At 73.2% G+C, this 12,044-nt stretch carries 12 protein-coding genes; 5 read left to right on the forward strand and 7 right to left on the reverse strand.

The genetic code is table 11. From position 1 onward, the window contains the following. Positions 1-16 precede the first annotated feature (16 nt). Positions 17-532, forward strand: coding sequence for an adenine phosphoribosyltransferase (locus GWK16_RS11545; protein WP_170054423.1), 516 nt, complete (start codon positions 17-19; stop codon positions 530-532). Further along, on the forward strand, positions 495-2,486 hold the full coding sequence (locus tag GWK16_RS11550; RefSeq protein ID WP_170054109.1) for an ATP-binding protein: 1,992 nt from the start codon (positions 495-497) through the stop codon (positions 2,484-2,486). The genes GWK16_RS11545 and GWK16_RS11550 overlap by 38 nt, the downstream gene beginning before the upstream one ends. A 10-nt stretch (positions 2,487-2,496) precedes the next feature. On the opposite strand, the gene GWK16_RS11555 is transcribed toward GWK16_RS11550, so the two are convergent. After that, complete coding sequence (locus tag GWK16_RS11555) at positions 2,497-3,555, reverse strand: AbrB family transcriptional regulator (RefSeq protein ID WP_170054110.1); 1,059 nt, start codon at positions 3,553-3,555, stop codon at positions 2,497-2,499. A gap of 102 nt (positions 3,556-3,657) precedes the next feature. Between GWK16_RS11555 and GWK16_RS11560 the strand changes: the two genes are divergently transcribed. Beyond that, a complete protein-coding gene (locus tag GWK16_RS11560; protein WP_170054111.1) occupies positions 3,658-4,011 on the forward strand; it encodes a hypothetical protein in 354 nt (117 codons plus the stop codon). 9 nt (positions 4,012-4,020) lie between these two features. On the opposite strand, the gene GWK16_RS11565 is transcribed toward GWK16_RS11560, so the two are convergent. The 6 genes from GWK16_RS11565 to flgE all read right to left on the reverse strand — a co-directional run bounded on the left by GWK16_RS11565 (position 4,021) and on the right by flgE (position 9,737). Further along, a complete protein-coding gene (locus GWK16_RS11565; RefSeq protein ID WP_170054112.1) occupies positions 4,021-4,365 on the reverse strand; it encodes a flagellar biosynthesis regulator FlaF in 345 nt (114 codons plus the stop codon). Next, complete coding sequence (locus GWK16_RS11570) at positions 4,362-4,790, reverse strand: flagellar biosynthesis repressor FlbT (protein WP_170054113.1); 429 nt, start codon at positions 4,788-4,790, stop codon at positions 4,362-4,364. Before GWK16_RS11570 ends, GWK16_RS11565 begins: the two co-directional genes overlap by 4 nt. Before the next feature lie 66 nt (positions 4,791-4,856). Then, entirely contained in the window at positions 4,857-5,687 is an 831-nt protein-coding gene (locus tag GWK16_RS11575; protein ID WP_170054114.1) for a flagellin, read from the reverse strand. Between the two features lie 135 nt (positions 5,688-5,822). After that, complete coding sequence (locus GWK16_RS25710; RefSeq protein WP_170054115.1) at positions 5,823-6,920, reverse strand: flagellin; 1,098 nt, start codon at positions 6,918-6,920, stop codon at positions 5,823-5,825. Next, on the reverse strand, positions 6,890-8,419 hold the full coding sequence (locus tag GWK16_RS11585; RefSeq protein WP_170054116.1) for a flagellar hook-associated protein FlgK: 1,530 nt from the start codon (positions 8,417-8,419) through the stop codon (positions 6,890-6,892). The genes GWK16_RS25710 and GWK16_RS11585 overlap by 31 nt, the downstream gene beginning before the upstream one ends. Positions 8,420-8,444: 25 nt before the next feature. Continuing rightward, on the reverse strand, positions 8,445-9,737 hold the full coding sequence (gene flgE, locus GWK16_RS11590; RefSeq protein ID WP_170054117.1) for a flagellar hook protein FlgE: 1,293 nt from the start codon (positions 9,735-9,737) through the stop codon (positions 8,445-8,447). Positions 9,738-9,948: 211 nt separating this feature from the next. Between flgE and GWK16_RS11595 the strand changes: the two genes are divergently transcribed. Then, positions 9,949-11,271, forward strand: a complete 1,323-nt coding sequence (locus tag GWK16_RS11595) for a flagellar hook-length control protein FliK (RefSeq protein ID WP_170054118.1) — start codon at positions 9,949-9,951, stop codon at positions 11,269-11,271. Positions 11,272-11,288: 17 nt separating this feature from the next. Next, on the forward strand, positions 11,289-11,948 hold the full coding sequence (locus GWK16_RS11600) for a flagellar hook assembly protein FlgD (protein ID WP_170054119.1): 660 nt from the start codon (positions 11,289-11,291) through the stop codon (positions 11,946-11,948). The last annotated feature ends 96 nt before the right edge of the window (positions 11,949-12,044 follow it).

Raw genomic sequence — 12,044 nt, forward strand, 5'->3', positions numbered from 1 at the left:
CGTGACCACCGACACCATCGACCTCAAGGCCCATATCCGCGGCATCCCGGATTTCCCCAAGCCCGGCATCCTCTTCTACGACATCTCGACGCTGCTCCGGCACGGACCGGCCTGGCGCGAAGCCATGGCGCGGCTGGCGGACATGATCCGCCCGCACAAGCCGGACCTGCTGGCCGGCATCGAGAGCCGCGGCTTCCTGGTCGCGGCGCCGCTCGCGCTCGAACTCGGCCTCGGCTTCATCATGCTGCGCAAGCCGCGCAAGCTGCCGGGCCTGACCATCGGGCTGAACTACGCGCTGGAATACGGCACCGACCGCATCGAGATGCAGGCGGACGCCGTGCAGAAGGGCCAGAGGGTCGTGCTCCTCGACGACCTGCTCGCGACGGGCGGGACGATGGCGGCGGGCATCAACCTGCTGCGCCAGTCGGGGGCCGAGGTGCCGTGTGCGGCCGCGCTCATCGAGCTCACCTTCCTCGGCGGAAGGAACCGGCTCGATGTCCCGTTCGAAGCCCTCGTCGCCTACGACGAGTAGCGCGGAGGCGTCCGCCCCGGCGCCGTTCCGCGATGCGCTCGCGGCCGCCGTCGCGGCCGCGCCGACAGGCATCGTAGTGTCCGACCCGAACCGGGCGGACTGCCCGATCGTCTACGCCAACCCGGCCTTCCACCGCATCACGGGCTACGGCCCGGCCGAGGTGATCGGGCGCAACTGCCGCTTCCTGCAGGGGCCGGCGACGGACCCGGCATCGGTGCACGCGATCCGCCGCGCCATGGCCGAGCGCCGTCCCGCCGATGTCGAGATCGTCAACTACCGGCGCGACGGCACGCGCTTCGTGAACGAACTGCACATCTCCCCCGTCTTCGGGGCCAATGGCGAACTGGAATACTTCTTCGGCATCCAGCACGACGTGACGGCGCGCGTGCGGCTCGCGCAGGCGACGCAACGCGCCCGTCGCGCGGCGGAACGGGCGAGCGCCGAGAAGAGCGACTTCCTCGCCTTCATGTCGCACGAGATCCGCACGCCGATGAACGGCGTCATGGGCACCGTCTCCCTGTTGCTGGACACCACGCTCGACGCCGAGCAGCGCGCCTATGCCGAAACCGCGCGCCGCTGCGGGGAGACGCTGCTGCACACGGTCAACGAGATGCTCGACCTGTCGCGCATCGAGGCCGGGCGCCTCGCGCTCGAGGCAATCCCCTTCGACCTGGCCCGCCCGGTGACCGAGGTGCTCGACCTGCTCGGTCCTGCCGCGGCGGAGAAGGGCATCCGGCTGTCGGCCAGCATCGACCCGCTGCTGCCCGCGCGACTGGTGGGCGATCCGCAGCGACTGCGCCAGGTGCTGCTGAACCTCGCGGACAATGCGGTGAAGTTCACGCCCTCCGGCGGCGTCGGGTTGCGGGTGGAACGCGCGGATGCCGAAGGGCGCGTGCGCTTCGTCGTCGCCGACACCGGCATCGGCATCCCGCCCGAGGTGCAGCGCCGATTGTTCCGCCGCTTCGCCCAGGGCGCCGCGGACACCGCGCGGCGCTTCGGCGGATCGGGGCTGGGCCTGATGATCTGCCGGCAGTTGGTGGGACTGATGGGCGGGCGGATCACGCTGACCTCGACGCCCGGCAAGGGCTCGGTCTTCGCCTTCGAGATCGCGCTGCCGGCGGTCGCGGAATCCGGCCGGCCGCCCTCGACGCTGCTGCCGCGGCCGGCCGCGGCGACGCGCGGGGCGGCGACGGCCGCGCGCGGGCGCATCCTCCTCGCCGAGGATGGCGAGGCGAACCAGCTCGTCGCCGCGGCGATCCTGCGCAAGGCCGGCTATGCGGTGGACCTGGCGCGGGATGGGGAGGAGGCGCTCGGCATGGCGCGCACCGCCGCCTACGACCTGGTGCTGATGGATGTGCGCATGCCGCGCATGGACGGCTTCGCCGCGACGGCGGCGATCCGCGCCCTGCCCGGCGCGGCGGGCCGGGTTCCGATCATCGCGATGACCGCCTCGGCGATGGCGGGGGACCGGGAACGCTGCATCGGCGCCGGGATGGACGGGCACCTCGCCAAGCCGACGGACCGCGCGACGCTGCTCGGCGCGGTGGAGGAAGCGCTCGATGCCCGACCGCGCCGGCCGCGCGCCGTGGGACCGGCGGACGAACCGCACACCGCGCCGGCGCTGCTCGACCTCGCGACGCTGGACGAGTTGCGCAGCGCGGTCGGTCCCGGGCGACTGCCGCGGCTGATCGGCGTCTTCGCCGAGGAGACGCGCGCGCGCCTCGCGCGCCTGGCAGCGACCGCTGATCTCGGCGCCATCGAAGAAGAGGCGCATGGGCTGAAATCGGCCGCCGGCACCTTCGGCGCGGCAGCGCTGCGCCAGGCGGCGGAGGCGCTCGAGACGGCCTGCGTGGCGAAGGACAGCGCGGCCGCGCTGGCCCTGCGCGATACGCTGCCGCCGCTGGTCGAGCGGAGCCTCGCCGCCTATCCGCTGCGGATGTCCGGCGGGATCTAGCGGCGCGGCATCAGCGCCACAGCCCGAGCGCGATACCGCCGCGCCAGAGCGGCCCGACCAGCAGGTTGCACATGATGGTGCGGATCAGGTGGAAGCCGAGCACCAGCGGCACGGCGAGGTCGAGCGCCTTTGCCGTGACCGCCATCTCCGGCATGCCGCCCGGTGCCATGCCGAGCACGACGGCAACCGGCGGCAACCCGGCGGCCCAGCCGATCAGCAGACCAAGCATGACCAGCAGCAGCGACACGGCCAGTGCCGAGACCAGCCCCGCCAACGCCTGCCGCCGCGGCCCGCCGCCGAGCGCTTGCGGCGTCAACCGCAGCCCGAGGCTTGCCCCCATCGCGACCTGCGCGAGGTCGACCATCCAACGCGGGATGGACGACGGCAGCCATCCGAGCCCCGACAGCGCCATGCTGAGCAGACAGGGCGCGAGCATCGCCGCGTTGGCGAGCCCCGCCTTCGCGCCGAGCAGCGCGATCGCAATGCCGCCGGCGAGCAGCAGCACCAGGCCGCCCCAGGCGACCGGCGGCAGGACGGAGGCGAAGGCATCGTCCCGCGCGCCATGGGCGAAGAGCGCGATGAGCGGCGGGAAGGTCAGCACCACGGTCGCCATGCGCAATGTCTGGGACAGCGTCGCCGCCCCGACATTGGCCCCGGCCCGCTGTGCCAGCACCGCCATGGTCAGGATCCCGCCCGGGATCGCCGCGTAGTAGGCGGTCCGCAGGTCGGTCCCGGCCAGGCGCCGATAGAGCGGGATCACCGCGATGCCGGCGGCGATGGAAGCCACCCCACCGACCAGGATCGCGGGCAGCGAGGCCGCCACCGCCGCCATGACCGGCGCAGTGAATGTCTGGCCGAGCCCCAGCCCCAGCACCACGAGCCCCGCCGGGCGCAAGAGCCCCGGCACCGCCGCCACGCCGCGCCAGCCGAGATAGGCCGAAGCGAGCATCGCCCCGATCATCCAGCCGAGCGGCACGTGCAGCGCATGCAGCAGCGCCCCACCCATCAGCGCGAGCAGCGCGGTGCGGATGTAGTCCTCGGTGCGGGGGCTGAAGGTCTTCTCGGTCACGGGATGGCATCCGATACGCCTGGACGCGCACCACGGTCAAAGGCCTGTGAAGTCAATCCTTTCTTCACCTACGTCCCGCAGGTTGGCACAGGAGCCTTCGCCATGAATGCCGACCTCGCATTGCCGATCCGTCCTGTCGCCGAACCGCGCCGCGCCGTGCGGGCGATGGCTGCCGGGGCGGCCTCCGACAGGCCGGTGGCCGCGGTGGCGCCGGCCACGCCCAATCCGCGGCTGCGGCTCGACGCGCCGCTCGGCATGGTGGTGATCGAATTCCGCGATGCCGGCGGGGATGTCGCGAACACCATCCCGACGCCGCGGCAGATCGCAGCCTATCGCGCCGCCGTGGTGTCGGATGCGCCGGTGCCGGTCGGCATCCGCGACCGCCAGGCGCCAGCGCCCGCTGCCGAGCCCCCGCCGGCGCCCGAGGCGCCCGAGGCGCCAGCCCCGCGCGACTGACCAGCGCGTTCAGCCGCCGCCGGCCAGTCCCGCCGCGACCTGGTCGTTCACTTCGATGAGAAAGGACAGATCGGGATCCGTCCCGTCCATCTCCCGCTGCACGGCGCGGCCGAGCGAGATCAGTCCGGCGCGCACGGGCGGCGGCAGCCGGTTCGCGGGATCGGCCAGCGCGGTTTCCACCGCCAGCCAGAGACGGCGATTGTCGGCCATGGCACGGATACGGGCCGCGCCTTCCTGCGCGGACGCCGCACGCAGCCCGCCCGTCACGCGGCGGAACACATCCGCTTCCTGTTCGCGGGGATCGAGCGCGGCGCGTGTCGCGCCATAGGCGCGGGCGATATCGGCGAGGGTCATGCTTCGTCCTCATCCCGCGCGGCGCCGGCGGGCAGCACGCCCATCACCACATCCTCATGCCGCATGACGCGGCGGACGAGCTTCAGCGCGGAGTAGCATTCGTCCGCCTCGGCGGCGGCGAGCGCGCGGTCGAGCAGGTCGCGCGCGAGGGTGGAGGTGGTCGCCGCCTGGAAGTCGCCGATCAGGCGGCGCGCGGCGGTCAGGCCCGCCTCGCGTTCATCCTCGTCGCCGATATAGGCGGTCTGCAACGCGAAATAGATGCGGCGGGAGGGCGTGTTCGCCGCCTCCGGCGTCATGAGCTGCTTGCCGAAGAGGAAGCGCGCCTTGGCGGTCAGCTCGATCCGCGTGCGGTTGCGGAAGCGGATCGGCGCGCCGTTGACGACCATCAGGTCGCCTTGTCGGAGTTCGAGCACGAGCGTGGACATCCTGTCCTCCCGGCGGGATGAGGGCGGTGCGGCGCCGGTATGCCAACCGACGCCGCGACCGGGAGATCAGCGGAAGAGGCTGAGCAGGGTCTGCGGCGCCTGGTTCGCGATCGACAGCGCCTGGGTGCCAAGCTGCTGGCGGATCTGCAGCGATTGCAGCCGCGCCGACTCCTTCGCGAGGTCCGCGTCGATCAGCGCGCCGAGGCCCGCTTCCAGCGCGTCCGCCTTGTCCTTGTTGTAGGTCATCTGGTTGTCGATGTAGCGGCTGTCGCTGCCGAAGGTGTTCAGCGCGTCGCTGATGGCGGACTGCACCGTCTCGAAGTCACCCCCCGAGCCCAGGGCGGTCTGCGCGGCGGCCGCGGTGGTCGGCGCCGCCGCAATCACCAGGGTGCCCGCGCCATCCACCGCCGTCAGCGTGTAGGTGGTGCCGCTCTCGTTGCGCGTCGTGGCGATGTCGCCGCCGGCCGGCGCCGTGGTCGAGAGCAGCGTGCGGCCGTTGTAGGTCGCATCGGTGACGAAGTTCTGGATCTGCGTGCGCAGCGCCGTGTACTGCGCCTCGTACTGCGCGCGCTGGTCCGTGTTCAGCGTGTCGTCGGCGAGGCGCACCAGAGTCTCGCGCACCTTCACCATGGTCTCGGACACCTTGTTCAGGCCCGAGAGCGCGGTGTCGAGGATGCCCTTCACGCCGCCCAGCTGCTCGTTCGCGGCGGTCAGGCCCGCGACGTCGGCGCGCACCGACTGCGCGACGGCGAAGGCCGCGCCGTCGTCCTTCGCGTCGTTGACGCGCAGGCCGGTCGAGATGCGCTTCTGGGTGACGTTCAGCGCCTCATTCGTGCGATTGAGGGACTGCAGCGCCACCATGGCGCCGATGTTGGTGTTGACGGAATTGAGCGACATCGGGGTCTTCCCCTGGATCCGATGGCCCCCGCGGTCTTGACCGAGGCAGGAGCCGGGTTGCGCGCCGCGTCTTGCGGTGTCGTGGACGAGAATGCCGCGAGCGGCGTTAAGGGACGCTGAATCCGGCGGTCACGATCAGGCCAGGAAGCGCGTCAGCGTCAGCCCCGAGACGAGCGAGATCGCCCGGTAGGAGGCTTCGAGCTGCGTCTGCGTCGCCTGCAGGCGGCTGATCGTCGCGGCCATGTCGACCTCCTCGATCCCGGCGAGCTGCGTCCTGAGCGCGACCGTCACATCGGCATGGCGCGCCGCGTTCGCCTCCAGCCGCTGCTCGGTGGCGCCGAGCGCCCCCCGCTCCTCCCCCAGCGCGTCGATCGCGCTGCGCAGCCCGTCCCGCACCGTCGCCATCAGGTCGGTGAAGTCGGCGCCGAGCGCGGCCTGGGACGGGTCGATGGCCGCCAGCGTGGCCAGCCCGCGCAGGACGTCGCGTGACCAGGACCCGGTCGTCTCGCCGTCGCTCGACGCCGCGGCGTTGCGGTTCGCGAGGATGCCGTAGGCGACGCGCTCCCCCTCGGCCGCCGGCACGGCGCGGCGCGCTTCGGTCAATCCCTGGGCGGGATCGGAGAGGAAGGCCGAGAAGGGCGTCGTCCCCGCCGCGTCGGAGCTCGCCGCCGCCAGCGTCGCCGCGGCGACCGCCGCCGCGTTGCCGCCGCCGAGGCCCGCGACCGCCGCGGCGATGGCGCTGGCCATGCCGCCGGTCGCGACGGCCTGGGGGTCGGGGATGGGCGGATTCGCGGTGTCGGTGCCGCCGAAGACGTACTCGCCGGCGTATTTCTCGTTCAGCAGCGTGGCGAATTCCGCCATGGCCGCGCGGGCCGAGGCGGCGACGGCCGAGATGCGCTCCGTGCTCGTGCCGTCCAGGCGGATGGCCTCCTGGTAGAACTGCGTCGCGATCGCTTCCATGCGGCCGAGCGCCTTCTGCGTCACGCTCGTCTGCGACAGGGCACGGCTGATGGTGCCCTGCCAGGCCTCGCGCCGGCCGATCTCGGCGCGCAGATCGACGGCGCGGCGGCCTTCCGGCGCGATGTCGGCATAGCCCGGCCCCTTGCGGCCGTCCGAGACCTGGCGCGTCAGCACCTCGAGCCGCTGGCGCAGCGCGGCCGCCCCGACATCGAGCCGCCCGATCAGCCCCACCCCCACCATGGTCAGCGCACCGCGCCGAGCAGGGAATCCCACATCGCCTGCACCGTGCTCATCACCCGGGCATTGGCGGCATAGGCGTTCTGCAGCGTGACCATCGCCGACATCTCCGCATCCACGTTCACGCCCGAGCGCTGCTGGAAGCGTGCCGCGAGCCCGTCCACGATCCCGTTGGCCGAAGCGGCGGCCGACCGCGCCGTGGCCGCGTCCGCCGTCTGCGAGGCGGTCAGCAGCCCGGTGTAGCCTTCGAGCGTCGCCGGGGCGCCGAAGGGCGAGGACAGCGTCCCGTCCGGCCCGAGGCCGCCGGTTGGGATCGCGCCCCAGGCGACGCCGGCCTGCGCCTCCGCCCCGAAGGTCCGGTCCAGCACGCGGTCGAGCAAGGTGGTGAAGGACGCCGGCCCGCCCGCCGGGTTCGGCGTGAAGGCCGTCGGTCCGGTCGGGCTGCCCGCCACGACGTGGGTGCCGTCCCGCAGCAGGGCCGGCGTGCCCGCCACCGCCGCGTTGACGCGGATGGTCCCGGCGAAGCCGACCATGGCGCTGCCGGCATAGGGCTGCGTCGTATCCGGCACGGTACCGGTCGCATCGGTGAAGAGCGTCAGCCCCACCGCGTCGAAGCGCGCGGCGAGATGCGCGGCGGCGAGGTCAGCCTCGGCCTGGTAGCGCGGCAGGGTCTGGTCGCGCAGCGCGACGAACTCCGCGAGCCGCCCGCCGGCCAGCGCCGCCGTCACGTCGTGCCCGCCGAGCATGATGCCCGGGATCGTCCCGCCCGCCCCGTGATAGGCGGTGGGGCCGAGGATCGCATCCGCCGTGCTGAAGGCGTCGGCCTTCTCGTCCAGCGGCAGCACCAGCCCGTTGCGCGCGACGAGGACGAGGCCGCCATCCTCCCGCTTCAGCGCCTTGACCTCGAGGCTCTCGGACAGCGTCGCGATGGCCTGGTCGCGCTGGTCCTCGAGGGCGGCGGCGTTGCCGGTCAGCGCGACCTGGTCGCGGATCTGCCGCGTCAGCGTCGCGATGGTCCTGAGCGCATCGTTGATGCGCGCGACCTCGGTGACGATCCCGTCCTGCGCCTGCTGGCGCGCATCGCCGATCGCCGCCGAGATCCCGTTCAGCCGGGTCGCGAGCGCGCTCGCCTCCAGCACCACGGCGGATTGGCGCCCGGCCTCGGATGGGTTGGCGCGCAGATCCTCGAAGCCCGTGCGCAGTGCGGCGGTCAGGTCGCCGAGGCCGTCCCCGGTCTCCGTGCCGCCATGGGCGGCGGCGATGATCTCGAGCAGCCGGGCGCGCACCTCGGCCCCTGCGGCGGCGGCGCGACGGCTGTCGAGCTCGGTGACCAAAGCCTCGTCGACGTCGCGGGTGGGGGCGAGGCTGCGGACGCCGATCCCCTGCCCGTCCACCTGCACCGCGCGGGCGGCGACGGTCTTCTTGGTGTGGCCGGCGGTGTCGGCATTGGCGACGTCGTTCGCCGCGGCGGCAAGGGCGCGCTGGGTATAGAGCAGGCCGGAACGCGCGGTGATCAGCGCGGCCTCGAGGCTCATGGCGGGGCTCCGTCAGGCGGCGCGCTCAGCGGCGCATGTTGATGGTGTCCTGCAGCATCTCGTCCGAGGCGGTGACGATCCGCGTGTTCGCGGTGTAGGCGCGCTGGGCGACGATCAGCTTCGAGAACTCGGCGGCGATGTCGACGTTGGATCGTTCGACGGAACTGACCGAGAGGCTGCCGGCGCCGTTGGATCCGGCATCGGTGGTGCGCGCCTCCCCGCTCTCGACCGTGCGCATGAAGGCCTGGCCGTCGAGGCGCTGGAGCATGTCCGGCGCGTTGAAGGTGGTGATGGGCACGCGCGCGATCACGCGGGACTGGCCGTTGTCGTAGTTGATCGCGACGTCGCCGTTGTCCCGCACCGCGAGCGAGGAATAGGAGCCGAGCGGCACCCCGTCCTGCGTGAGGTTGCGCAGCGCGAATTCGTCCCCGTCGTACTGCGTGAGGCCGCGCGCCTGGCCGAAGGCGCCGAGGTTGAGCGTGACGGTCTGCGGCCCCTGGCCGAAATCGGCGGTGAAGGTGACGGTCGCCGGGTCGTTCGCCACGGCGGGGGATCCGGCCAGCGTGCCGGTCGCGTTCGCGAAGCCGCCGAGCGTGCCCGAGGCGACGGCGGGCGTCGCGGCAGCGCCGAACTGCACGTCGATGGTGCCGAGCGAGCCGCCCGCCCCTGGCGCCGAGATGTTGAGCGTCCAGGTGTTCGCCCCGGCCGGCGTCCAGTTCAGGGTCATCGGCTGCAGGGCGCCGAGGCTGTCATAGACGTTGAGCGGCGTCGTCACCGCCGCGGTGCCGTTGGCCGGCAGGTTCGCCGAGAGCTCGAGGTTGCCCGTGGCGATCGGGTTGAACACCAGGTCGCTGACGCGGATCGGATTGATCTGGGTGCGGTCGGGATTGCCGGCGGAATCCACCGACCATCCCTGCAGGAAGTAGCCCGAGCCGTTCACCAGATAGCCGTTGCGGTCGAGCTGGAAGTCGCCGGCGCGGGTGAAGAACTGCCGCTCGTCGAAGGTGAGCTGGCCGTTGGTCGATCCGGTCGGCAGGGCCACCGAGAAGAAGCCCTGCCCGGCGATGGCGAGCGAAAGCGGGTTCTCGCTCTGCTCGATCGGGCCGGCGATGGTGTTGGTGTAGTCGGGCCGCGCGACGACCGACCCTGGCCGGTGCACGCTGAGCGTGCTGTCGGTCAGGTAGGACACGAAGTTCGTGTCGGTGCGCTTGAAGCCGGCGGTCTGGCTGTTCGCGACATTGTCCGAGATGTGGCCGAGCGCGCGCGCCTGGGCGGTCAGCCCGCTGATGGCCGTCGTCATGGAACCGAAGAGGGACATCGGCGTCTCCGGAGAGGGGTTCGGCGGGGACAGCGCAACGGGCGTGCCAGGGCTGCACGGCGTCCTGCACGGCGAGGGCTGCCGCCGCCCGGCAGGAGATTCCGCCCGGCCCGGCAGGGCGTGCCGCGCCCGGCTGGCACGACGGTGGCGCGGCGGTTGCAGCCGGATCTGCGCGGCCTCGCGAGGGGCCGGAGAGGAGGCACTGCCCGCCATGGACGTGATCGCTGCCCCGACGGCCGCCGCATCCGCACCGCCGCCGGGCAAGATGCCGGCCGGCGCAGGAGACGCCTTCGCGGCGGTGCTGGCGCGTGCCGCGCTGTCCGGGGGAGAGACGCGGCCGGCGACGCCGGAGGCCGACACGACCGAGGTCGCGCCCATTCCGGTTGGCCATGCTACGACGCCCCCTGCCCCAGGCCTGCCGCCGGCCGCCGCACAAACGCCCTCGATTACCGATGTCGATCCGACCGCCGCGAACGCTGCAGCGATCCCGGCGCCCGGCATGCCCGAGGGCGATCGACAGCCAGCGCCGGGCCACACCGATGATGGCCCATCGCCCTGCGAGGTCGCGCCCAAGGCTGGCGAGGAGGAGGCGGCGACGACGATGGCTCCGCCGTCGCCGGAGGCGATGGTGGCAGTGCCGCCACCCCCGCCGGCCGCCCCCGCCGCGCCGCCGGACGCGGTTCCCGCCGCGCAGCCGCCGGTGCCGCGCGATGGCAGGCAAGGTGGCGAGATTGCCGCCGCAGCGCCGCCGCAAGCTCGGCCGAAGCAGGCCGGGCAGGCCGCGCCGCCGGTCGAAGCCACCGATGCCACGCCGCCGCCCACGGCCGGCGAGGCCGCCGCACGCCCGGTCGCGCCGCGCCGGACGCCGCCCATGCCGGCGTCGCTCACCCAAGACGGCCCGCCGCCCGCAGCCGCCGCGCAGCCCGAGGCGACCACCACCATGCCGCATCTCCCGCCCGCGCTCGAACCGACGGCGGCCCATGAGCGGCCCGCGCCGCCATCCCCGGTGCCAGCCAGGGCCGCGACCGATCCCGCAAGCGCGCCGATCGCCGACACCCCGCTCGCCGCACCGGCCAAGGCTGCCGTCGATGCGGCACAGCCGCCCCCCGCGCGGTCCGTCGCACCCACCGCGCCGCCCGCCCGCCAGATCGCCCCGGTGATCGTCGCGGTCGCCATCGGCGGCGGCACGGCGCGGCTCGCCGTCACGCTCGAACCGGCCGAGCTCGGCCGCGTCGAGATCAGCGTCGAGCGCAGCGGCGACACCGCCCAGGTGCAGATCCTCGCCGAACGGCCCGAGACGCTCGCGTTGCTGCAACGCGACCAGCGCGAGCTCGACCGCGCCCTGTCCCAGGCCGGCGTCGCCACGGAGGGGCGCTCGGTGTCGCTCGGCCTCGCCAGCGATGGCGGCGGTGGGGAGCAGGCCTGGCAGGACCGGCGCGACGCCCGCCCCGGCCCGCGCCGCGCCGCCGACATCCCCGCCCCGGCCGCCGAACCGCGCCGCGCCGTCCTTTCCCTGCTCGACCTCGCCGTCTGACCGAACCAGGAGGCCCCATGTCCGGAACCGTCACCGCGTCCACCGCCACCGCGGCCAATGCCGCCACCGCCAACCGGCGGCTGACCGGGGACTTCAACACCTTCCTCACCCTGCTTACGACGCAGCTGCAGAACCAGAGCCCGACCGACCCGCTCGACACCAACCAGATGACGAACCAGCTCGTGCAGTTCGCCTCGGTCGAGCAGCAGATCGCGATGAACCAGAACCTCGAGCGGCTGATCTCGATGCAGCAGGCGAGCCAGGTGACCGCCGCCGCCCCGCTGATCGGCCAGCGCGCTGAGGTCGAGAGCGACCGCCTCGCCCTGCAGAACGGCCAGGCCGAGCTGCGCCTGCCCGCCGCCGGCACGGCCCGCACCGCGCAGGTTCGGGTCCTGGACGGCACCGGCCGGACGGTCCGGTCGGAGACGGTCACGCTCGGCACCGGGGCGACGAGCTGGACCTGGAACGGGAAGGACAGCTTGGGCCGCACGCTGGCGGACGGCGCCTATCGCGTGCAGGTCACCGGCCGCGGCGCGAATGGGGAGGAGGCGCCGATCACCTTCACGGTGGCCGGCACCATCACGGGCGCCGAGCGGGTGAACAACGAGATGACGCTGTCGATGGGGGGGATGAACGTCGGCTTCGACAGCCTGCGCCGCCTGCTGCCCGGCAATTGATTCCCCGCCGCGCGCGTTAACGGCGCCGCAACCGCGGCGCGGCAAAGACTGCCGGCGGCGGCAGGGGGCCGCCTGGGCATGGATCGGATGGGGCAG

Origin of the sequence: Neoroseomonas marina (assembly GCF_012927745.1) — a bacterium.
Lineage (GTDB): Bacteria > Pseudomonadota > Alphaproteobacteria > Acetobacterales > Acetobacteraceae > Neoroseomonas > Neoroseomonas marina.